Source organism: Geodermatophilus sp. SYSU D00879 (genome assembly GCF_054050375.1).
In genome coordinates this window covers 141779-164402 of record NZ_JBJGZF010000009.1, presented here as the reverse complement: position 1 = coordinate 164402, position 22624 = coordinate 141779, and the positions used below count along the sequence as shown (strand labels likewise).

Annotated in this window: 20 protein-coding genes; 12 read left to right on the top strand and 8 right to left on the bottom strand. The window is 73.7% G+C overall.

Going from position 1 to position 22624, the window contains the following annotated elements:
* Positions 1-9: 9 nt before the first annotated feature.
* Entirely contained in the window at positions 10-3624 is a 3615-nt protein-coding gene (locus ACI79B_RS13800; protein WP_457000163.1) for a CHAT domain-containing protein, read from the bottom strand.
* Between the two features lie 668 nt (positions 3625-4292).
* Between ACI79B_RS13800 and ACI79B_RS13795 the strand changes: the two genes are divergently transcribed.
* Together ACI79B_RS13795 and ACI79B_RS13790 are read left to right on the top strand one after the other, a co-directional pair.
* Positions 4293-4499, top strand: a complete 207-nt coding sequence (locus tag ACI79B_RS13795) for a hypothetical protein (RefSeq protein WP_457000162.1) — start codon at positions 4293-4295, stop codon at positions 4497-4499.
* An 89-nt stretch (positions 4500-4588) separates the two neighbouring features.
* Positions 4589-5374: an AfsR/SARP family transcriptional regulator gene (locus ACI79B_RS13790; protein WP_456928450.1), complete on the top strand. Its 786-nt coding sequence runs from the start codon at positions 4589-4591 to the stop codon at positions 5372-5374.
* A 752-nt stretch (positions 5375-6126) separates the two neighbouring features.
* On the opposite strand, the gene ACI79B_RS13785 is transcribed toward ACI79B_RS13790, so the two are convergent.
* The 7 genes from ACI79B_RS13785 to ACI79B_RS13755 all read right to left on the bottom strand — a co-directional run bounded on the left by ACI79B_RS13785 (position 6127) and on the right by ACI79B_RS13755 (position 11907).
* Positions 6127-6591 (bottom strand): PLAT/LH2 domain-containing protein, encoded by a 465-nt coding sequence (locus tag ACI79B_RS13785; RefSeq protein WP_457000160.1) that lies wholly within the window; start codon positions 6589-6591, stop codon positions 6127-6129.
* Positions 6592-6932: 341 nt separating this feature from the next.
* Positions 6933-7391 (bottom strand): endonuclease/exonuclease/phosphatase family protein, encoded by a 459-nt coding sequence (locus ACI79B_RS13780; protein WP_456928556.1) that lies wholly within the window; start codon positions 7389-7391, stop codon positions 6933-6935.
* Positions 7316-7891 (bottom strand): endonuclease/exonuclease/phosphatase family protein, encoded by a 576-nt coding sequence (locus tag ACI79B_RS13775; protein ID WP_456928557.1) that lies wholly within the window; start codon positions 7889-7891, stop codon positions 7316-7318. The genes ACI79B_RS13780 and ACI79B_RS13775 overlap by 76 nt, the downstream gene beginning before the upstream one ends.
* A gap of 349 nt (positions 7892-8240) precedes the next feature.
* The gene (locus ACI79B_RS13770) at positions 8241-8489 is read right to left on the bottom strand and encodes a hypothetical protein (RefSeq protein WP_456928452.1); all 249 of its coding nucleotides are present in this window, start codon (positions 8487-8489) and stop codon (positions 8241-8243) included.
* A gap of 55 nt (positions 8490-8544) precedes the next feature.
* The gene (locus ACI79B_RS13765) at positions 8545-10332 is read right to left on the bottom strand and encodes a S8 family serine peptidase (protein WP_456928453.1); all 1788 of its coding nucleotides are present in this window, start codon (positions 10330-10332) and stop codon (positions 8545-8547) included.
* Between the two features lie 548 nt (positions 10333-10880).
* On the bottom strand, positions 10881-11675 hold the full coding sequence (locus ACI79B_RS13760; protein ID WP_456928454.1) for an AfsR/SARP family transcriptional regulator: 795 nt from the start codon (positions 11673-11675) through the stop codon (positions 10881-10883).
* 73 nt (positions 11676-11748) lie between these two features.
* Positions 11749-11907, bottom strand: a complete 159-nt coding sequence (locus tag ACI79B_RS13755) for a hypothetical protein (protein WP_456928455.1) — start codon at positions 11905-11907, stop codon at positions 11749-11751.
* 553 nt (positions 11908-12460) lie between these two features.
* Between ACI79B_RS13755 and ACI79B_RS13750 the strand changes: the two genes are divergently transcribed.
* Genes ACI79B_RS13750 through ACI79B_RS13705 form a run of 10 tightly spaced genes read left to right on the top strand, consistent with a single transcriptional unit; the run spans position 12461 to position 22617 of the window.
* Positions 12461-13063, top strand: coding sequence for a DUF4255 domain-containing protein (locus tag ACI79B_RS13750; protein WP_456928456.1), 603 nt, complete (start codon positions 12461-12463; stop codon positions 13061-13063).
* Positions 13060-13956 (top strand): hypothetical protein, encoded by an 897-nt coding sequence (locus ACI79B_RS13745; protein WP_456928457.1) that lies wholly within the window; start codon positions 13060-13062, stop codon positions 13954-13956. Before ACI79B_RS13750 ends, ACI79B_RS13745 begins: the two co-directional genes overlap by 4 nt.
* Before the next feature lie 24 nt (positions 13957-13980).
* Complete coding sequence (locus tag ACI79B_RS13740) at positions 13981-15906, top strand: phage tail sheath family protein (RefSeq protein ID WP_456928458.1); 1926 nt, start codon at positions 13981-13983, stop codon at positions 15904-15906.
* Positions 15907-15916: 10 nt separating this feature from the next.
* On the top strand, positions 15917-16369 hold the full coding sequence (locus ACI79B_RS13735; RefSeq protein WP_456928459.1) for a phage tail protein: 453 nt from the start codon (positions 15917-15919) through the stop codon (positions 16367-16369).
* A gap of 1 nt (position 16370) precedes the next feature.
* A complete protein-coding gene (locus ACI79B_RS13730) occupies positions 16371-19481 on the top strand; it encodes a hypothetical protein (RefSeq protein ID WP_456928460.1) in 3111 nt (1036 codons plus the stop codon).
* Between the two features lies 1 nt (position 19482).
* Complete coding sequence (locus ACI79B_RS13725; protein ID WP_456928461.1) at positions 19483-19959, top strand: phage tail protein; 477 nt, start codon at positions 19483-19485, stop codon at positions 19957-19959.
* Positions 19952-20674, top strand: coding sequence for a CIS tube protein (locus tag ACI79B_RS13720; RefSeq protein WP_456928462.1), 723 nt, complete (start codon positions 19952-19954; stop codon positions 20672-20674). The genes ACI79B_RS13725 and ACI79B_RS13720 overlap by 8 nt, the downstream gene beginning before the upstream one ends.
* Before the next feature lie 2 nt (positions 20675-20676).
* On the top strand, positions 20677-20835 hold the full coding sequence (locus ACI79B_RS13715; protein WP_456928463.1) for a hypothetical protein: 159 nt from the start codon (positions 20677-20679) through the stop codon (positions 20833-20835).
* A 1-nt stretch (position 20836) separates the two neighbouring features.
* The gene (locus ACI79B_RS13710; RefSeq protein ID WP_456928464.1) at positions 20837-21919 is read left to right on the top strand and encodes a phage late control D family protein; all 1083 of its coding nucleotides are present in this window, start codon (positions 20837-20839) and stop codon (positions 21917-21919) included.
* Positions 21916-22617, top strand: a complete 702-nt coding sequence (locus ACI79B_RS13705; protein WP_456928465.1) for a phage baseplate assembly protein V — start codon at positions 21916-21918, stop codon at positions 22615-22617. Before ACI79B_RS13710 ends, ACI79B_RS13705 begins: the two co-directional genes overlap by 4 nt.
* Positions 22618-22624 lie beyond the last annotated feature (7 nt).

Below are 22624 nucleotides of genomic sequence, written 5' to 3'. Positions count from 1 at the left end.
AACGGCCCGTCAGGGGCCGAAGTGGACATACGGCGCCCACAGGAGTGGCCGGTCCGGGTGCCTGGCCCGGAGATCGCCGACGGCCGCGTGCAACGCCTCAGCGGTGCGCGTCAGGTTCTGACCGGCCGAGTCGAGACGCGCGTACACGATCTCGGCGACGTCCGGCGCGGCGGCGTCGACGACCGTCCAGAGCGTGCCGATGACGTGCCGGTACCCGAGCAGTTGCATCGCCGCCGCCAGGTGGATGGCCTCGTCCAGCAGGAGGGGGCTGCCGGTCGCGGTCTGACAGGCGGACAGGAACGCGAGCTCGGCGCTGTCGAGGCGGACGCCGATGAGTTCGTCGACGGTGAGCCGTCCATCCCAGAGCAGGAAGGCGCTGCGGGAGGGCTCCGCCTCGTCCTGCAGCCCGTGACAGGCGAAGTGCACCCAGGGATAGGTGCTCAGGGCACGGAGCACGGCGCCGCGGGTCGCTCTCCGGTCCAGGAGCTGCCGTCCGTCCTCCGGAGGCGGGAAGTGCGCGGACAGGACGGCGAGTTCCCGGGGCACCGCCGGCAACGGCGCCATGCGGGGGGTCCGGGACATCCCCACGGCGAGCTGCCGGGGGGCGCCGGTGGGGCCGCTCCTGGCCCGGAGCAGCGCGGCGAGGGTCGGCGTGTAGGAGCTGACGACCCGCGCCGGGACACTCTCGGCGACCGGCCCGTCGGCCGGGGAGACCACGGCGTGCCGTCCGGCGGCGTGGAGGGGGAGGACGGCCAGGGGACCGACCGGGGACCACCACAGGCGTGGGAGGGACTCGTCGTCGCGACCACCCGTGTAGCCCAGGTGATCGAGCACGGGTTGCCCGGCGGTGTCCCAGAGCCACCCCAGGACCCTCAGCGGGAGGTCGTGGTCGGTGGTCGTTGTGGTCGCGGCCAGATCCCGGGAACTGGCGGCCCGCCGGCGGGTGGCCGCCGCCCACAGCCGGCTCATCCGGCCGCCCAGCGGCGCCCCCGGCCCGGGCGGTGTGCGGGCGGCGTCGGCGGAGGTCGTGGACAGGAGGAGGTTCGCCTGGGCCACGGCCGCCTCGTGGGTGAGCTGCGGCAGGTCCACGACGTCGACGCCCGGGGTGCCCGCCGCCGTCACGACCAGGGCGTGACCGCGCCGTTCGCCGGCGACGAGGACGACGACGGGTCCCTGTGCCGCGGCTTCGCGGAGGACCGCGAAGGGGACCGGCGCGAGGAAGTGCCGGAAGCCCTCGACGTTGCGCGCCTGCTCGACCAGCGCGTCCCACTCGATGGCCAGCCTCCGGCGCCGTTCCAACGTCCGGATCTGCTCGTGCCGCGCGGGCAGCGCGTCCTGACCGCCGTCCTCCCCGGTCCACCCCGCCTCGGGGGTCGGCTGACCGAGCTCCTCCCGGATGCGGTCGAGGCGGGCCGCCAGGTCGGGAACCCGTTCGGCGAGGCGCGTCAGGTCGCTGCGCATGTGCAGTGCCTGCGTCCACAGCACCGACCGCGCCTGCTCGAGGAGTTCGACGGCACCGGGCAGGTCTCCGGCCTCCAGGACGGCGCCCACCGCTTCCGTCGCGAGTCCCGCGTGGTCGACGAGGTGCACCTCGCGTGTCCGGCGCTCGAGGCCGTGCCACGCCGCGAGCGGTAGGAGGGTGACGGCGGCCGTGTAGCCGTCGGCGGCCGAACGGAGGTCCCCGGTGTCCCGGGCGAGCCTCCCCCATGCCCGGGCGGCCGTCAGCCGCACCTCCGGAGGGGCGGTGACGAGCACGCTGGCCGTCCGCTCGCAGGTCACGGCCTCGTCGGCGTGGGCGTGGTCGCCGGTGAGGGCGAACAGGGTGCGCAGTGCCCGGCCGAGGTTGTGCAACATGCCGGCACGGTCGGGGTGATCGGTGGGGATGGTCGTCACCGCCTCGCGCAGTCTGGCCACGGCGGCGTCCAGATCGGCGCGTCGGTCCGTGTCCTCGTGGCGCGCGCGCAGAGCCGTCCCCAGGTTGGACAGGCGTGCCGGCCGGTAGGGGTGGTCCGCGGCAGTGGCGGCCAGCGCCGACTCCGCGGCGTCGATGGCCGCGTCGAGGTCGGAGCGGCGGCCGCCGCTGTCGAACCGGGACCGGAGCGCGTTGCTCAGGTTGGTCAGGTACGTCGCCCGGTCCGGATGGTCGCCGGGTGTGGTCTCGACGGCCACCCGGGCCGCCGAGACAGCGGCCTGGATGTCCCGGCGATCGTGCGTGCGGTGAAAGCGGTCGCGCAGGGCGATGCTGAGGTTGGCCTGATGTCCGGCGAGGTCGGGGTGCGCCGGCCCGGTGGTGGCCACCGCCTGGCGTGCGGCGTCGACGGCCGCGTCGATGTCCCCCTGCGCGCCGTGTCTGCGAAACCGCACGGCGAGGACGCCGCCCAGGCCGGCGAGGAAGGTGGCGCGTTCCGGATGGCCGGCCGGGGTGGCCGCGATCGCCCGGCGGAGGGCGTCCACGGCCCGGTCGAGGTCGTCGTCGCTGCCCGACGCCTGGTAGCGGACCCGCAGGGCATTCGCCAGGTTCGCCAGGTACGTCGCGCGCTGCGGGCGGAGCGGCGGGGTCAGTTCGACCGCTGCCTCGAGCGCCGCGATCGCACGGTCCGCATCCCGAGGGTCGTCCAGGCGCTCGTATCGGCTCTGGTGAGCCACGGCGAGGTTGGAGAGGCGAGCGGGCCGGTCAGGGTGGTCGGCCGCGGTCGACTGGACCACCCCTTCCAGGACGGCTATCGCCTCTTCGAGGTCCTCGGGCCGCCCGGTACGTTCGTAGCGGCTGTGCAGCGCGTTGCCGAGGTTCTCGACGCAGCTCAGGTGGTGCGGGTGGTCCGGCGCGAGCCCGGCTCGGGCCTGGCGCAGGCTGGCGATCGCGTCGTCGAGCACCCGGGGCTGATCCGTGGTCTGGAAGCTGCGCCATTGTGCGACGCCGAGGTTGCACAGGAACGCAAATCGGTCGGGGTGGTTCGGGGGCCTGAGGGCGGCGGCGTCCCGGAAGGCGGCCACGGCCGCGGTCAGGTCGGCGGGGTCACCAAGTCGGTCGAACCGCGTCAGCAGCACGTCCCCGAGCGCGGAGCGGGCCATCCCCCGGTCGCGCGCGCCGGCATGCTGGGCGGTGGTAGCGGATCTTGCCGCGTCCAGGGCCGCGGCAAGATCCGCCTCATCGCCCGTGGCCTCGAACCTCGCGGTCAGGGCGCCGGCGAGGTTGGTCAGCCGGCGGGCGAGCATCGCGTGGTCGGAGGGGGTCTCGCGGACGGCGCGGCGCCCCGCCGTGATCGCTTCGTCCAGGTCCTTGGTGTCTCCGACCAGGGTGTAGCGCGTGACCAGCGCATCGGTGAGATTCGAGAGGACGCGGCCGCGGTCCTCCTGACCGAGCGGGGTCCGGGCCACCGCCTCGCGCGCGACCTCGACACTCTCGACGAGGTCCTCTTCCCGCCCGATACGGCCGGCGCGCGTGGACAGGGCGGCGCCGAGGCTCGCCAGCACGACCGGCCGCTGCGGATCGTCGTCGCCGAGGAGCGTCAGGGCCTCCCGGAGAACGGAGATGGCGGCGTCCAGCGCCGGTAGGTGGTCCCGGGACTCGTGCTCATCGAGCCGGTGCGCCGCCAGCCGGAGTCTCCGACCGACATCGTCCACGGGCGGACCTCCTGACCCAGGGCCCGGCTGCGCCGGACCGGGGAAGCACGAGGGTCATCCCAGCACCGGCGCGGGATCCCGAGAAGGTCCCCGGCTGCGGCCGGTCGACGGCTCCCGACCCGGCGGCCGCGGAGGTGGACCTGGCTGCAGCAGTCCTGGTGGGACGGATGTGACGCCGGAGCTCGGCTCAGCCCGGTCGCCACGGGCGGCCTGGCCGGTCGCTCGGAGCGACGGTGGGCCGTCGTCACCGCCACCGGCCGGACGCGGTGCACCCGGGCGGCTGCCGCGGCGGGGCGTGGGTCGGGGCCGTGGAGTATCCCGGGGACGGTCGGTGGCGAGCCGGATCACACTGGTCGACGCCATCGTCGCGACGAGGTGGTCCGGGCCCCGGTGGCGGGCCGAGCGCGTCACCGGCACCGCGGTCGGCGGCGCCGTGCCCTCGCCCACCTGCGTCCTTGGTCTAGCGTCCGGGCGGCCTGCGGAGGTCACCTCTGTCGCTCCGGACAGCGTCTCCGCCGTTCACTCGGAGGCGCCATTGACTTCATCAGGTCGGGGGAGTGCACTCACGGATCGTCACGGAACAGCAGGAACATCCTCGATCGGCGGCGGGAGATGACCGTCCGACCCGGGCAGCCCCGCTGCCCGACCGACCCCTGCGAAGGATGGCCGTGACCGACGACCGAAGTGCGGCGCTCCTCGTACGGGTCTGGCTCGAGGACGGGACAGAGCAGTTCCGGGCGCGCGTGACCGCGGTTGGGCTGGACGTGTCGGAGGAGGATCGCACCGTCGCTCTCGCATCGTCACCGCGTGAGGTCGTCGATGCGGTCGGTAACTGGCTGGATCGTTTCGTCCGTTACGGAACGGAAACGGATTGACACGGAGACGGAGTGCTCCGAGCATTTCGAGCCGAGGCCTGCGCCTCGTCGCCCCTCAGCCAGAAGGTGCCCCAGGGGGTGGTCCCGCCGTGTCTGTCGCCCTGACCCCGCGGATCTCGTTGCTCGACGGATTTTCCGTCCACTTCGGTGAGCGAGCCGACCAGGAACCGGTCGGCGACCTCCCGCGAGGCGTCCAGCGCCTGGTGGCCCACGTCTGCCTGTCCGGTCGACCACCGCGGGCCACCATCGCCGGACAGCTGTGGCCCGACGTGCCGGAGGAACACGCGCACGGCAGCCTCCGCTCGGCCCTGTGGCGCCTGCACCGGGTGGCTCCCGGGCTGGTGCATGCGTCCGGCAGCGTGCTGTCGCTGGCCGAGGGCGTTCGGGTGGACGTGCAGGAGCTCGGGGACTGGGCCCGGCGGGTCCGCGACCCCTCGTGCCCCCTGGCCGAGGTCGACGTCCCCGAGGTCGGGCTGCGCGGCGAGCTGCTGCCGGGCTGGTACGACGACTGGGTCCTTCTCGAGCGGGAGCGGCTGCGGCAGCTGCGCATGCACGCGCTCGAGGACGTCGCCACCCGGTTGGCGGCGGCCGGGCGGTACGGCGATGCACTCCAAGCGGCCTACGCCGCCGTACGGGCCGAGCCGTTGCGGGAGAGCGCTCATCGTGTGGTCATCCGCGTGCACCTAGCGGAGGGGAACGCCGCCGAGGCGTTGCGGGCGTACGAACAGTTCCGGGTCGTTCTCGCCGACGAGCTGGGTGTGCGCCCGAGCGAGAGGATGACGCATCTGGTGGCGGGGCTGCGCCCCGTGCCGCAGCCCGCCACGGGCACGTGGCGACGCCGTGTCCAGGACACCGGTGTGGCGGCTGGGTGCTAGTGGCTCCGACGACCGGTGGACCATCGAGGCGGATCCGATCTGAGAACCGACCTAGCCGGCCGCGGCCTCCCCGGTCAGGAGCGGCCACATGCCGGGACAGACGGCCGCCGGGTCGCGGCGATGCGTCGCTGCGGCCGCCCGGGGCTCTGAGCGCGCGAGCAGAGGCAGGGGGTAGGTACTCGCCACGGTGCGAGTGAGGGGAAGCGGCACGGCCCATCGCCGCCGCGCGAGGCTGTCGAGACACAGCTTGTCGTGCCCGGTGACCGGGCAGCCAGCTCGGATCGATCCCGGTGCGCCCGTGAAGTGCTCCTGTCGGTGCGTCTCTCCACGGGAGGATCGGGGACCCGGACTGCCGCTTGTGCAGCTCCGTGTCACGGTCCGTACGCCAATCGGAGCGCGTCGCACCGGGGCCTCGTCGGGTGAACCCAGGAGCATCGCGACCCTTCCGGCTTCCTCTGCCCGCAGACGGGTAGAGGCCAGGAGCCACCGCATGACCTCCGCGGTAGCCCTCCTGCGGATCCGGCATCTCGATCGTTCCTGCCAGGTGGGGGCGACGACTGATGCGTGATGCGTGATGCGGGCAACTGCTCCGGCGAGCCGGCCGTTCCCAGCCCGGCACAGCGCGCTCGCCGAGCACGTGTCTGTGGACGCCGAGCACCCAGGACCCGGCCGATTGGCAGCCGCGCCCGCTGGCGAGGGGGTCGCCGCTACGTCGAGGTCGCGCCCATGACGAGGGTCGCACGCGTTCCGGATCAGGTCTGCACGATGGTGCCAAGCGGTTCGGGCTGCACGTAACCCGCCGTGGTCACCCAGTCGTCCCAGAAGTACGGGGCGCCGTTGATGATCACCCGATCGAAGTACCAGTCGGAGCGAAGGCCGGACGGCTCGAAGTAGACGTAGACGGCTTCGATGGTCCCGAGGGACGGCAGTCGCAGCGAGAAGTGATCGGCGGCTCCGCGCTCGAAGTCGTCGTGTGCGTCGTTGTCAAGCTCCTGCCAGCCGGAACGCACGAGTCGGCCACCCAACAGCCCATCCATCCAGATCCAGACGTTCCCGTCCGTTCCGGCGCCATCCACGTCACCGGTGAAGACCGTGATGTCGTAGTCCTGGTAGGTGGTGCTGTCAGCCGCTTCCGGAGCACCGTCCGACTCGCGCGTCCGCTGGCGCGCCGGGGCGGTACCCGGCACTGGAAGATCCTGCTTGCTCATCCTGGCCATCAGGCGGCACCTTCCCCCGGTTCCTATCCGGAGAGCCTCCTCGTCCAGCGTCACGGCGCCGTCTTCCCGGTGTCACTTGTCCACTGACGTGCGCAAGGACGGACACCGGTGGTGTAACCACGCCGATGTACAGCCAGCGCAGCAGCGAGCCCTGCACCGCCCGTGGTGTCGGCGCCGACTCGGGCGTGCACGACCGTGGCGATCCGGGCCGGCGCAGCGACCGATCCTCCTGCCCGCGTGGTCCGCCCAGTTGCCTGGTCACACGGCCTCGGGCATCGGTTCCCGTACGACCGCCCCGGCATCCCCGGCGGGTCGGTGCGAGGGGGACGCAGGCGAGGGGGTCAGTCAGCGTCGGTGATGCTCACCCCGATGGGGAAGTGGTCGGAGAAGCCGTTCTCGTCGACCGCCTTGCCCATCCCGCCGAACGGCTTGGGCCGTCGGTACGGTCCTGCGGCGAAGGTGCCCGGCATCCGGACCACCTCGACGGAGGTGGCGTCGACCCGCAAGCGGGCGCTGCCGGCAGCCATGTTCGCGTTGGTGAGGAACTGGTCGAGCACGTGCGGTTGGTTGTCGAAGTAGAAGGTGCCGTCCGGCTCGCCCGCGGTGGACCACATGAGGTTCCACAGCCGGGGGACGTCGGCGGTGATGACCTTCTGGCGTTGGCGAGTGCTCAGGGCATGGACGACCAGCGAGGCGTCGAACGGCTCGTCGTTGAAGTCGCCCATCACCAGGACCGGCGTCTGAGCGCCGTGGACCTCGCGGGCGCGCTGGTGGAAGTAGGCGAGGGTCTCTCCAGCGATGTGGCGGTACCCGGCTGATTCGAACTGGCCGTCACTGCGGGAGGGCCAGTGGTGGCGAAGACCGTCCAGGTGCGTCCGGCCCGGGTGCGGAAATTGACCTGCAGGATGTCGCGGGTGGCGGTGCGCCGCATAACGACGTGGAAGAAGGTCTCGCCGTCCGGCACGGCGAACAGCCGCGGGTCGTAGAGGAAGGCCACGTCGATGCCGCGGGCGTCGCGGGTGTCGGCGTGCACCACGCGGTAGCTCCGAGCGGGCAGCAGCCGTTCGACGGCGGCGACCAGCAGGTCGAGAACGAAGCGGTCTTCCACCTCGCACACGCCGAGCAGGTCGGGCGCGCGACCGGTGTTCATCTGGGCGATGACTGACGCGAGCTGGCCGACCTTCCGGTCCCGCAGCCGCGGTGTCCAGCCGACGATGCCCTCGCCGAGGGCCCGGCGGACCTTGTCGCTGCGCCGGTCAGCGGGGCGGCCTCCTCGTCGAACAGGTTCTCCAGGTTCCACCAGGCGACGTAGTACATCGACGGCATGGCAGGTCCTTTCCGTGGCGCCGCCATCACCGCAGGCGGTCGGGCAGGCAGTGAGGGCTGCTGGGGCAGCTTGCACAGACCCCGGGACCCCCTGGGGACCTCCGCGCCCGGGCGCCGGACCGCCCAGATCGGTCGTCCCGGTCGAGGCAGCACAGAGACGAGCGCACCTGGTTCCCGGAGCGGCGTTCCCCGTCCGGTTCCCCGTCGTGCCCCTGCTCGCGTTCCTGGGTGAGACGGTGAACGGCGTGGATGCGTCGCTCCCCATCCCGGCCGGCGAGGCGGTCGCCGGGTGCCGGGCAGCCCTCGTCGACGGTCTGAGGACCTCAGCGAGCGCGATGCATCTGCTTGGTGGACTTCGGGTTGACCGTGGCGACCGGTCTCAGGGCGTCGAGGGCGCCGCGCGTGGCCCGCGTCGAGACGAACCCCGGCGACAGAACCTGCACGCTGGATGCCCCCTCGTCCCGCAGGCGCTGGGCGACCTCGTCGGCCGTGTGGCCCTCGTGCGGCTCCAGGAGGGCGTCGATCTCCGCCTCCGGACCGCCGAACACCCAGTCCCTCTCGTTGATGGTCACCACGGGACCTCCTGACTGCGGCCGGACGGATCGGAAATCCGCTGGCCCCCCGAGGTTACGGGCCACGAAGAGCCGCCGCGATGTCCAACTTGCCGACGCCGTAGACGGGATCCCACGGGCCCACCCCTGTGTGCAGGTCGCGTCGGGCGCTGCGGCGGAGCAGGTCGTGCACGTCCGCGAGGGTGCGGCCCGGCTTCTGCTGGAGGAGCAGGGCGACGGCCCCGGTGACCATCGGCGCGGCCATGCTCGTGCCGGCGAGCGTGAGCAGCCGGTTCGGCGTGGCCGCCACCCGGTCATCGGCGGCCTTCCGGCTGCCCTGGGCCAGCGCCGCGGTGATCATCTGTCCCGGCGCGGAGACGTCGGGCTTGGCTCGCCCGTCGCGTGTGGGGCCGATGCTGCTGAAGGGGCTGGACCGGCCCGTCACCAGCCGTGGGTCTCCCATCGGTCCCGAGTCGCTGGGCCAGACGCCCCGGGTGGCGTGACTGGCGACCGCCACGCAACCGTCCCCCGTGGCCGCGAGGCCGACCGTCCGGGCGTTCTCGACCAGTCGGTGCGCCCGGAAGGTGGCGAAGCCGCTGTTGTGGAACCAGCCGTCCAGGCGGCCGATCGTCGCGGCGTGGCAGGTCACGCGCAGCCGCCACCCGCGGAGTTCGGCGTTGCCGGCCTGCCCCGGGACGTCGAGGGCGATCTGGTCCTGGATGAGGTTGGCGGGCGCATAGGGCTGTCGGGCCAGGTCGATCGAGACGGAGGCGGATCGCCGCCGGAGGGCTTGCCCGTTCGGAGGCCCTGGGAGCACGTCACCGTTCGGCGTGACCAGGGACACGGCGAACTGGTCCACCGCGGGATGCCAGAGGGTGAGCACCACGAAGGCCGTGCCGTCGGGCTGGCGCTGCAGGTCGAAGGTGGCCTCCTCGACCTGCCCGGTGTGGAACCGGCCGCCGATGTGGATGTCGTCGGCGCGCTCGTTGCCGGCGGACACCACGATGATCCTCCCGGGCCCGGTCAGTTGGGCGTGCAGGCGTTCTTCTGCGTCGGTGCCGTCGTGCGCGCCGAAGTGGTGGCCGAGGCTGAGGTTGACGACGCACGGCCGACCCCTGGCCTTGACGAAGACCCAAGACACGGCGGTGTCGGTGTCCCGGAAGTTGGTCTTCACCAGCAGCAGCCGCGCCCCCGGAGCGACTCCCTCCAGGGCGCCGAAGCGGGACCCTGCGGCGATGGCAGCGACGTGCGTGCCGTGGCCGTCGTCGTCCGCGCCGGGCCCTCGGCCCTGGGCCCACGCCTGCTCGAGTTGGGCGGTGGTGAACTCCCGCGGGCGCGCCTGCGTCTGGTCGAGCAGTCCCTCGACCCGGAGCCGACCGGCGCCGTCGCGGAACATGGGGTGCGAGAGGTCGAAGCCGGAGTCGATGATCCCTACGAGTACGCCGGCCCCGTCTTCGGCCACGGGCCGCGGGCCCGGCTGCGGCGCTGCCAGGCCGATGTCCGGCAGCGCCGCATCCAGGTGCACCTGGGCCAGCTTCTTGGTCTGAAGGCGCTGGACGTCCGGTCGCTGCGACAGCCGGGCCAGCGTGGCCACGTTGGCGCGCACGGACAGGAAGCTGTCCGACAACTCCTCGACCTCGGCGTCGGCACTCATTGCCTGTGCGACCTCGGACGCGTTCGCGGTCTCGACGATGGCGGCGGCCGGCGGGCCGGTCACGCTCTCCGGCGACTCCTCCGGTTCGGCGGTCGTGATCCCGGCGGCGCGGGCTGCGGCCACCCGGGCCCGCAGTCCGGGTGGCTCGTGGGCCTGCAGGCTCAGCGAGATGGACGCCTTGGTTAGCAGCGGGAACGTCTCAGTGGCCATGTCCGACCCTCCGGTGGGCGTGCCCGGCCATCGTTCCCCCGAGCTGTCACGGCTCCGTCACCTGAGTCCCGACGCCCGCCACGGGCGACAGGCCCTGCGGCGGTCACCGCGGACGTCACGGCCCTCGGCATCCCGGCACCCACCACGGCGGCTGGCGGCGCTTCGACGGCACGGAGCAGGCGACCCGAACGCCACGGTGCTCGATCACCGCCAGGGGTGGCGTTGCGACGGCACGGGAAAGGACAGGTCAAGCCGCGACGTCCGCCTCGCCCTGCTGAGCTTCCTCGGCGGGCAGATGACCGCAGCGGTCGTCCGGAGCCGGATCCGGGCCGATCGGGACCGCCTCAGCAGGAGCGGCACCGCCTCTGGGGCGGCTCAGGGCTCGGGCGACGGACGGCGCCGCCTGACCCGGCGGACGGGAGGTCAACGCTCCGCGGGACCCCGCGGTCGAGGGCACCCGCACGACCGTCGAGCTGCGGAACGGCTGGCAAGCGCGAGCGCCCGGCGACGGACCGACGTCGTCGAGCGCGTGTCGACTCGCGGTCTCCTCAGGCACCCACCGCGTGATGGAGCCCCTGGGGGAGCAGGGGCCTGCCACTCCCGCCGCACATCCGCAGCAGTGCCACGAGCGAGGCCGACGGCTCGATACCGAGTTCCCTCCTCAGCACGGTGCGATAGGCGGCGAGACGGTTTCGCGCCTCGTTGACGTTGCCCTCGGCGAGATGGGCCTCGATGAGCACCCGCTGGCCGCTCTCCCGCAACGGTTCGGCGCTCACGGTCACCAGCGCCGCCTCCACCGCCTCGGCGAATCGTCCCTGCCGCACCATCTCGCGGCTCAGCTGCTCCATGGCGTGGAACACGCGTTGGCGTAGCCGCTCGCGTTCCAGCAGAACCCAGTCGTCGTACCACCCCGGCAACATGTCGAAGGAGTCGATGTCCCAGGGCATGACGGCCAGGTCCTGCGGGCTGCTGCTACCGGAGATCACCCGGGCAGCCCAGTCCCCGAGCAGGTGGACGTCGACGCACACCTCGTCGTGCAGGCGCAGGGAGGAGGCATCCGCCCGCACAAGGCTGATCCCGGCACCATTCAGTCGCCAGAGGGCAGACCTGAGGTTGCCGGCAGCGCGCCCGTCATCCACGGTCGGCCACAGGCAGCCGGCCGCGTACCGGCGGTCCACCGGACCGCGATGGAGGGCGAGGAACGCGACGAGGCGCTTGCCGCCGTCCGCGATCTCCCAGGTGCCCTGACCCTGGCTGACGTAGGGCCTCGCGATCAGATGGACGAGAGGACCGCGGCGCCCGTCGCGCGCGTTCGCCAGCGAGTTGACCAGGCCGAGAAGCATCTCCACCCCCGGGGGTGACGGCCGCCATCTTCCAGCCGCGCGAGACGCTAACGAGCCCTTCGTCACCGCCGCGTCACGGTGGCGTCGGCGCGCGGGCACCGCCGACCCCGGTCGCCATGCCGGCCAGGAAGTCGCGGACCAGCCTCAGGGCGTCCTCGATGTCGCCCGTCGCCCACGTCCGTTCGGTGGACGGGTCCTCGGTGTCGTAGCGCGCCCGGATCCTGATGACCACGCCGCCGTCCTGCACCCAGACCCGCAGGATGCACACCCCCGTCCGATCGGGACCCGACGCCACGGGCACGACCGTGCCAGCCGCGCGACACCCGGCCGTCACCGTCCCGTTCCCGGTCGCACGACGGGACGGTGGCTCCTGCGTGACGGGAGTGCAGGGGCGCCGAGGGCGTCCGCGGTCGGAGGACGGGCGGTGCCGAGCCCCTTCCTCCGGCCCGATGACACGGGGTCCTGCGCCACGTGTCGAGCGGCCCGACGTCGGCCGGTTCCCGGGGCGAGGACCGGCCGGGAACGCGTTGACCGGGGGGAGGCCCAGGGCCCTCCGTGAGCCGGGGCAGCCGCATGACGCGTCCGCCTCCCGGTCCCCGGCCCGTGGGCTGCGCGGCAGGCACCCGGATCTCCCGTCGCCGGCGCGAGCAGCGGGAGGCGCCCGGGCGCCCTCGCCGTCCTGTCGCCACCCCGTCGCGGCGGACGCAACGGCGGGGTGACGGCCGGGTGACCCCGCCGTCGGACAGTCGGGCCCGTGCGATCGACCGGCCGGACCCGAGGCTGACGTGGCCAGCCACCGCGCCATCGAGGCCACCTGCGAGGCGGTGGTCGGGCTGCTGCGGGACAACTACCCGGAGGACCTGGTCGAGCCGCCCCTGCAGTTCTCGGTGTTCACCAAGGCGCAGTTCGCGAAGGGGCTGGGGGCCGGCGTCTCGCTGTTCCTCTACCGCGTCTACCTCGACGGGACCGAGCGGGCGCCGGAGGGCCGGATGTTGCCCGACGGTCGGCGGCAGTTCCCGCACATGCCCGTCCAGCTGCACTTCCTGCTGACCGCCTGGGCCGCGCACGCGTCCCTCCAGCAGTACCTCACCGGCTGGATGATGCGGGTCGTCGAGGACCACCCCGTCCTGCCCGCCGGGCTGCTCAACCGGCGCTACGACGAGTCCTCCCCGGTGTTCTGGCCGGAGGAGACCGTCGAGCTCAGCGTCGCGCCGCTGGACTCCGAGGACCTGTTCCGGTTGTGGGACCTGATCGGCCCCGACAGCTACCAGCTGTCGGTCCCGTACCAGGCCCGAGGCATCCGCGTGGAGTCCGGGCGCCTGCTGGAGGACCAGCCGGGCGTGCAGGAGCGCGTCCAGCGCCACGTCCCGATCGGATTCCCGCGGTGACCCGGGTGCAGGACCAGGGGCTGGAGACGGTCGGGGTCGCCACCCTGCTGGGGCTGGCCTTCCACGACCTGCTGACGGACACGCGGGTGGTCGAGGGTCTGCTGGTGACCGCGTCCCCGGTGGGGGGTGGCCGGACGAGCCGCGCGTTCCGGACGCGGTCGGGTGCCTACGCGTTCCGGGCTCTCGACGGGATGCGGCCGGTGGAGTTCACCACCGGGGACGAGCTGGGGAGCCTGGTCCCGGCACGGGAGTTCCACGTCGCGGTCGTCGACACCAGGGCCCGGTTCCTCCCGCTCGTCCTCACCGTCGCCGTGCCCACCGTCGGGCTGGTGACCCTGGCCCTGCCGGGCGCCGGCAGCCTACCTCCCGAGGAACACCCGATCTACATGTTCAGCGCGCCCACGCGCGCGCTGCCCGGGTCGTTCGCGACCGTGCGCGCCCAGCTCGCCGACCATGCCGACGGGACACCGGCCGCGTTCGCCCGGGTGGAGGTCGTGACCGATCCCGACACGCCTGCCCGACGTCGCCATGTGGGCGTGGCAGGCGAGGACGGCGCGGTGCTCCTGCCCGTGCCGTACCCCCGCTTCGGCAGTGCGCCCGACGGCGTCGGTTCCGTGCCTGCCGCCGGGACGCGGGGGGATCCCCCGGCGGCGAGGCGGTGGCCGCTGCGCGTCCGCGTGCACCACCAGCCGGACCTGCTGACCCGCCCGCCCGGGGCGCCCGCCCCCCTCCTGCCCGGGATCCTCGCCCAGCCGCCGGGGCGGATCTGGGAGGTCCGGGACGGAGCGCCGGCCGCCGCACTGGACGCCTCGCTGCGCTACGGGGCCGAACTGGTCCTCCGCACCGCCGGGGATCCCCGGTCACGCCTGCTCGTCGGGACACCGGCGCCGTGAGAAACCGTGGAGGGACCTGAGGACATGCCCGAGTACCTGGCGCCTGGCGTCTACGTCGAGGAGACGAGCTTCCGGCAGAAGTCGATCGAGGGGGTGAGCACCAGCACCGCCGCCTTCGTGGGGCCCACCCGCTTCGGTCCCACCTTGGGCGAGCCCGAACTGCTGACCAGTTTCTTGGACTTCGAGCGCATCTACGGCGGCATCGACCCGCTGCACTTCGAGGACGAGGGCCTCACTCCCAATGACCTCGCGCACGCCGTGCGGGGGTTCTACGAGAACGGCGGCTCCCGGCTGTATGTGACCCGGGCCTACACGCCGGAGGCCCGCTCGACCGGGCACGCCCGGCGGTCCATCGGCGACGCCGTCAGCGGGGGGGACGTGCCGCTGCTGATCCGGGCCCGGCACCCCGGCGCGGCCGGGAACGTCGCCGTGACCGTGGGCGTCCGCGCGGGACAGAACATCCTGGCCGAGGACCCCGGCACGGGACAGACGGTCCTGCGGGGAGCGGCGGTGTTCGACACCGTCCTGTTCGTCCCGGCGAACGGCGAGCCGGAGCTGTACTGGGTGGAGGAGCACTTCGACCTGGACCGCCAGCTGGACACCCACCGCCTGCGGCGGCCCGGCGACGACCCGGCAGCCGCGCCGGTGGTCTCTGGCCTGACCGGCGGCGCGGTCCACGTCCTGACGGTCACGGTGACCGTGGGGGCGCTGGGCCGGTTCTCCGACCCGCGCACCTGGGAGGACCTCGCGGCCGATCCGCGCAGCCGCCGTTCCTCCGTGCTGGTGGAGTTCGCTGCCCGGCCCACGCGGCGGTCGGTCGAGCTGTTCGTGCCGATCGTGATCGGGCCCGATCCGCTGACCCTCGACCCGAACCCGTTCGACAACGGCGTCGCGCTGCTGGAGGGCCTGTTGCGCGAGGAACTGGACCGGGAAAGCCTGGCCACGACGGCTGCCGTGCACCTGCGCGAGAGGCTCGTGCCGCCTACCTCGGCGAGCGTCCCGGCGCCTCCCCGGCCGGTCCAGGTCCAGGTCCTGCTGGAGGACGGCAGCGACGGGTGCCGGCCGCAGCTGTCGGCCTACGAGGGGGACGCCGACGAGAAGAGCGGCATCGCCGCCCTGGAGGACCTGGAGGACGTGTCCATCGTCGCCGCCCCGGGGGCAGCACGGAACGGGTTCAGCGACACCTGGCGGTCCACCGCGGAGAGCGTCCAGCAGGCACTGATCACCCACTGCGAGCGGATGCGCTATCGCGTCGCGGTCCTCGACTCCCCGGACCGGGCGCTGGTGAGCCAGGTCCTCGAGTGGCGAGGCAAGATCGACTCCACCCGGGCGGCGTTCTACTACCCGTGGATCACGATCCTCGACCCGGTCACCAACCAGGAGCTCGACGTCCCCCCGTCCGGCTTCGTCGCCGGCGTCTACGCCCGCAACGACGTGGAGCGGGGCGTGCACAAGTCCCCGGCGAACGAGGTGGTCCGCCTCGCCGTGGCCTTCGAGCAGCTGCTGAACAAGGCGCAGCAGGACGTCCTCAACCCCGAGGGGGTCAACTGCCTGCGCTACTTCGAGGGACGCGGCCTGCGGATCTGGGGGGCCCGCACCGCCACGTCGGACCCGGAGTGGAAGTACGTCGCGCTGCGCCGGTACTTCGCCTTCCTGGAGCGATCGATCGACAAGGGCACCCAGTGGGCGGTGTTCGAGCCCAACGGCCGGGCCCTGTGGGGCAACGTGCGACGGACGGTGGAGGACTTCCTCTTCAGCGAGTGGACCTCCGGCCACCTCATGGGCGACGTCCCCGAGGAGGCCTACTTCGTTCGGTGTGACCGCTCGACGATGACGCAGAACGACTTCGACAACGGCAGGCTGATCTGCCTGATCGGCGTCGCCCCCCTGCGCCCGGCCGAGTTCGTGATCTTCCGGATCGGTCAGAAGACGCTCGAGAGCCGGGGCTGAGGAGCCGACGATGGTCTACCGCGACAAGCCGTACAGCCAGTTCAACTTCCTCGTGGACATCGGCGGACCAGCACCCGACACCCCGGCCGGCGGGTTCCAGGAGGTGTCCGGCCTGGGCATGGAGTTCACCGTCGGCGAGTACCGGGCCGGCAACAAGAAGGACAACGCCCCGGACAAGATCAGCGGCGCCTACAAGGTCCCCGACGTGACCCTCAAGCGGGGCGTCATGGGCGACGACGGCCTGTACACGTGGCTGGACGCCGTCCGCAACGGGCGCTACGACGCGCCGCGGACGGTGACCATCGAGCTGCTCAGCGAGGATCGGCAGTCCACGGCCTCGCTGTGGAAGCTGGTCGGCGCGCGGCCGCTGAAGTACACCGGGCCGACGCTCACCGGCACCGGGACCGACGTCGCGGTCGAGGAGCTGGTGCTCGCCTGCGAGAGCATGTCCATGGAGTTCTGAGGTGTCGGCGCTCGCCCTGCGCCTGCCGGGGATCAGCTTCACCACCGACCCGCCGCAGCTGCCCGAGACCCTGCCCCGGATGGACGTCGCGGCCTTCGTGGGTTTCGCCGCGGCGGGTCCGCTCGACGTCCCGGTCGTCGTCGAGGACGTGCAGCGGTTCCGGGAGGTCTTCGGTCCGGACGTGGAACTGGCCCGCGAGGTCGGTGACGCGCGGATGCGGTCGTCCCATCTGGGGCCGGCCGTGGAGGAGTTCTTCCGCGGCGGAGGGCGGCGTTGTTGGGTGGTGCGCGTCGCCGACCGGGCCCGTGCCCACCGGGCGCGGTTCCCGTTGTCGGGCCTGGCCGGGATCGACGTGCTCACGGGACGCTGGACGCTGGCAACCACGCGGGCCCGGGCCGTCGGGAGCTGGGCCGATGGACTCACGGTGGCACCGGTGGCGGAGACGGTGCGGCTGCCGGCGGTCCTCGGGGTCGACCCCGAGCGGCGCCTGCTCGAACTCGCCGCGGATGCCCCGCTGGTCGTGGGTGACACCGTCCGGCTGGCCGTCGACGGGGGCCGGGCGCTCGCTGTGGCGACGGTGGCAACGCTGGTTCGGGACCGTGCGACGCTGGTGGTGGGCTGGGACCGGCTGTGGCTCCTCGAACCGGTCCCGGATCCCCGGGCCCTCCCCGCGGTGGTGCGCGCGGCGTGGGTCACCGCGGGCGGCGAGGCACCGCTGCCCGCGCCGCCGGAGATCGGCCCGGGCCCGGCCGGTGAACCGGTACTGAGCCTTCCGCCCGGTCCGTCGCCCGCCGCCGGTGACCTGATCCGCCTGGACCTGCGGGACGGCGCCGTGCTGGCCGCCGTCGCGGCGGGCCCGGTGCCGTCGTCCGGCACGCTGCCGGACGAGCCGGGGCACTCGGTGGGCCTGACGCGGGCGTGCCTGGTCCGCGGCCCGGACGGCGCGGAACTGCCCCGGGGGCCCTCCGGGACGGCGCCGGTGGCGGAGCGGCTGCGGCTGTCCCTGACGGTGTGGCGGGGCGAGCGCCTGGACGGTCGGCTGGACGGGGCGGGGCTGGACCCGCGGCACCCCCGGTACTGGGCCGCCCTGCCGACCGACGAGGTCCTCTACGGCGCGCTCGCGCCCGTCGGCCCGGGCGGCGCGCGGCGACCGCACGAGCCGAAGGCCCTGTGGGACGACGTCGCGTCCCCCCGGCTGCCGCTGGCGGGCCCGGAGGGTGCCGACCGCGAGCCCCGACCGGACCTCGCATGGCTGCCGCTCGCGGTGGCCGACCGGGCCCAGTGGTCCACGGCGCGGCCATCGCTCGCCGACACCGGCAGCCGTACGCGGCTCGCGCGGGACGGCCTGGCGGAGTTCGGCGCGCACCTGTTCCTGGACCCCGATCTGACCGACGCCGGGACCGCGACCCTGCTCGACCGCGCTCTCGCCAAGACGTCCCTCCTCGACCCGGCGGGCCGGCTGCTGGGCGTGCATGCGCTGCTGCCGGTGGAGGAGGTCACCCTTCTGGCCGTTCCCGATGCCGGACACGCGCGCTGGCACGGCCTCGCCCTACCGCGGCCGGCGGTGCTCTCGGCCCCCCTGCTCTGGCCCCCGGTCGCCGACGGGGGCGCGGCGACCCTGTGGTGGGCCCCGCCCGAGGGGGCGGCCCGGTACGTCGTCGAGTGCGCCCCGCGGCCCGACCTGCGGGCCGCCACCACGGCGCTCGACGGCCCCGCTCCGCTGGGGCCGGCCGCGCCGCCGGACTGGATCCCCGGCGGCCCGGGCGCCGACCGTGCCGTGGGTCTGCGCCTGCCCGGCGCCGGGTGCCCCCAGCGGACGTGGCTGCGGGTGCGGGCGGCGGCGGCCGACGGGACCCTCGGCCCCTGGTCGAACACGGTGCACGGCATCCTGCCGCCCGCGGACTTCGAGGGGTGCGACGAGCCGCCGACCGCTCCCTGGCTGCGCCTCGCGGACGTCCCCGTGGACGCACCGGCGGCCGATCGCCGGCCCGGTGCCCCCCGCCGGCTGTGGTGGGACCCGGAGCCCGGCTCGGCGGCGGAGCTCGAACACTCCACCGACCCGGGGTTCGCCGTGGTCGAGGGGCGTGACGTCGTGCCGAACGGCGGGGAGGCCCTCACGACGGTGCCCGACCGCGACGCCACCTACCACCGGCTGCGCATGCTGCCCGCGGACGGGCGCGGGCCCGGTCCGTGGTCGAACACGGTCGTCGTCCCCGCCCCGCCGCTGCACGCCCAGGTGATCGACCCGGCTCCCGGCGAGGTCTCCGCGGACCTGCTCGCCGTCCACCGGGCCGTGCTCCGGATGGCCGCGGCGCGCGGTGACCTGTTGGCAGTGCTGTCGCTGCCCGAGCACTACCACGAGGACGCGGCGGCCGCACACCTGTCCGCCCTCACGGGCCCGGGGGCCCGGTCCGAGGCGGCCGAGCTGCTCCCCGGCCCAGGGAGCACGGTGCGGCCGCTCGACGCCGGGGAGGCGCACGCGTTGTCCCACGGGGCGCTCTACCACCCGTGGACCGTGGTGCGCGGCGGGTCCGGCGTGGTCGCCACGCCGCCGGACGGGCCGCTGAGCGCCGTCCTGGCGGACACCGCCGCCGTGCGCGGGCCGTGGGCCTCACCGGGCCACCGGCCCCTGGAGTCCGTGGTGGCGCTCACCCCCGCCCTGCCGGAGCCGACGATGACCGGGCTGCTGCGGGGCGGCGTCAACGTCCTGTCCTCCCGGCCCGCCGGGTTCCTGTCGCCGACGGCCCGGACGCTGAGCCAGGACGACGCCCTGTCCCCGATCGGGGTGCGCCGGCTGCTCGTCCTGCTGCGGCGCCTGGCGCTGCGGCACGGCACCGGCTACGTGTTCGAGCCGTTCGGGCCCCGGCTGCACAGCCTCGTCGTCCGGGGCTTCGAGCGCCTCCTGGCCGACCTGTACCAGCGCGGCGCATTCGCCGGGGGGACACCCCGCGAGGCGTTCCAGGTCGTGGCCGGCGACGTGCTCGATCCCGGGGGGGCCGCCGCGGGCCGGTTCGTCGTCGAGCTCCGGGTGGCCCCCGCGCAGCCGCTGGCGTTCCTCCGGGTCCGGCTCGTCCAGTCCGGGGCCGGTGCGCTCAGCGTGACGGAGGTGTGAGGTGTCCGGTCCGTTCACCGCGTTCAACTTCCGCGTCAACGTCCTGCTCGGGGACAGCGGCCGGGACCCGCTCTGCGACGCCGCGTTCGCCGAGTGCTCCGGGCTCGAGGTGGCCGCCGAGGTCAAGACCATCCGCGAGGGCGGCAACAACAACCAGCCGGTCCACCTGTCGGGCCCGGTGTCCTACGGGACGCTCTCCCTCAAGCGTGGGATGAGCAGCAATCTGGACCTCTGGGACTGGGTGGACCGGGTGACCCGGGACGGTCAGCGGCACCTCCGGGCCACGTGCGAGGTGGAGATGCTGGCCGCCGATCGCTCCGGGCCGGTCGCCGTCTTCGTCCTGACCGGGTGCCTGCCGGCCCGGCTCCGGGCCCCGGCGCTGAACGCGCAGACCGGCCTGGTGGCGATCGAGGAACTCGAGGTCGCCTACGAGACCCTCTCCCTGCAGCGGCCGCCGGGAGGTGGGGCGGGTGCCTGACACACCGGCGGTCACCCGGGCCTGCCTGGAGCAGATCCGCCTCGGTGACGGCAACCGCCCGTCGCAGGTCACCGACGCGCGGGCCACCGTCGAGGTGCAGTTCAACCCCGAGTCGCTGAAGGTCACCTACGCCAACACCGTGGCCGGCACCGACCAGTCCGGCGGCTCGGCCATCCAGTTCGTGAGCAAGAGCAGCACGAAGCTGGCCGTCGACCTGTGGTTCGACGCGACGGTCACCCCGGACGTCGCCGACGTCCGCGAGCTGACTCGCCGGGTCAACCACTTCGTCGTCCCGGTCGAGCAGGACGGGGGGCTCGCCCCTCCGGCGGTGCGGTTCCTCTGGGGCTCGTTCCTCTTCGAGGGCGTCATGCAGTCCATGGACGAGTCCCTCGAGTTCTTCTCCGCCGAGGGACGGCCGCTGCGGGCGAGGGTCTCGATCACCATCGCCAGCCAGGACATCCAGTTCCAGATCCGCAAGGCCGCCGCGGGGAGCGGGCCGCCCCCGCCGGGCACACGTCCGCGGGTCCCCGCCGTGGAGGGGCAGGGCCTGCAGCAGATGCTCGGGCGGACCGGCGATCCGTCGCGCTGGGCCGCCGTGGCCCGCGCCAACGGTATCGAGAACCCCCGGATCCTCCCTCCCGGCGCGCTCGTCGACCTGGCGGCCGACGCCGGGGCGTCGGTTCCGTCCGCGTTCGCCACCGTCCCGAGGAGGTAGTGGTGCCCGTCGTCATCAACGAGCTGGACGTGGTCGTCGAGCCGCGCCCCGAGCCTCCGCCGGCGCCTCCGCCGGCGCCGTCGCCCGGTGTCACCGCGCTGGACGTCGACGACGTCGTCCGGCGCCGGGCGGATCGGCTGGCGAGGGTGAGGGCCGACTGACATGTCGACACCCACGCCGTCCCTGTACGCCGCGGCCCCGGCGGTGTCCCTCGACGGGACACCGGAGCCCACGCTCGCCGCCGCCGTGCTCTCGGCCACCGTCGACGACTCGGTCGAGGGGATGCGCCGTTGCGAGCTGGTGCTCGGGAACTGGGGGGCGACCGGCCAGGGGCTCGGGTTCGTGCTCTCCGACCGCAGGCTGCTCGACTTCGGTCGCACGGTGGCCATCACGATCGGTGCCGGGGACCGGCGCGGTGAGGTCTTCTCCGGCGCGGTGACCGGCCTCGAGGAGCACTATCCCGACCGGCGGGTTCCCGAGCTGGTCGTCCTCGCCGAGGACCGGCTGCAGGACCTGCGGATGACCCGGCGCACCCGGACGTTCGAGGACGTCACCGACGAGGACGTGGTCCGCCGGATCGCCGCGGATCACGGCCTGCGGGCGGAGGTCGACGTGGACCCCACCCGCTACCGGGCGCTCGCCCAGCTCAACGAGAGCGATCTGTCCTTCGTCCGGGCCCGGGCCCGCGCCGTGGACGCCGAGGTGTGGCTGACCGCGGGGACGCTGCACGTGCAGGCCCGGGCCCGGCGGGACGCCGGCGCCGTCCCGCTCACCTACGGGGCGGACCTGCGCGAGCTCACTGTCCTCGCCGACCTGGCCCACCAGCGCACCGGGATCGGCGTGTGCGGCTGGGACGTCGAGGCCAAGGAAGCGCTCGAGCACGAGGCCGCCGAGTACGCGGTCGCCGGCGAACTGGATGGCGGCAGGGGCGGTGCGAGCACGCTCGCCGGCGCGTTCGGCAGCCGGCCGGACCGGGTCGTCGGCCTGGTTCCGCTCAGCTCCGACGAGGCCCGTGCGGTCGCCGAGGCGCGGTTCCGGCAGGTGTCCCGCCGGTTCGTCACCGGCCGGGGCACCGCCGAGGGCGACGCCCGGATCACCGTGGGAGGACACGTCGACCTCGTCCGGGTGTCCCCGGCCTTCGCCGGGCGGTACTTCGTCACCGAGGTGCGGCACCTCTACGACGGGACGTCGGGTTTCCGGACCACCTTCCGCATCGAGCGGCCGGGTCTGCGGGGGACGTCGTGACCACCGTCGTGCCCGGTGACGCCGTGATGACCGGCATCTCCGGCTGCTACCCCGGCGCCCACCCGGCGCTGGTGACCGACGTCGTCGATCCCGACGGTCAGGGGCGGGTGCGCATCCGACTGCCCTGGTCGCCTGATCCCGGCGCCGCGGGATATGAGGCCTGGGCCCGGCTGGCCACGTTGATGGCCGGTGCGGGCCGGGGGAGCTGGTTCGTCCCGGACGTGGACGACGAGGTCCTCGTGGTCTTCGAGGCCGGTGATCCACGCCGGCCCTACGTCGTCGGCGCCCTGTGGAACGGTGTCGACGCGCCACCGCAGTCGATGGACGGCGCGGGCGCCAACGACCTCAAGGTCCTCCGCTCGCGCAACGGAATCACGGTCACCCTCGACGACCACGACGGCCGCGAGCGGCTGGTGCTGGCCACTCCCGGCGGTCAGCGCGTCGTCCTGGCGGACGGGCCCGGCGCCATCGTCGTCGAGGACGGCAGCGGCAACCGTGCCGAGCTGGTCTCCGGCGGCATCCGGCTCCGGTCCTCGGGAGCGGTGACGGTGGAGGCCAGTTCCGTCACGCTGACCGCCGGCACGGTGACGGTGGATGCCGGCATGTCGAAGTTCTCCGGCGTGGTGAAGGCCGACACCGTGATCACGAACGCGGTCGTCAGCTCCAGTTACACGCCCGGCGCCGGGAACATCTGGTGAGGCGACG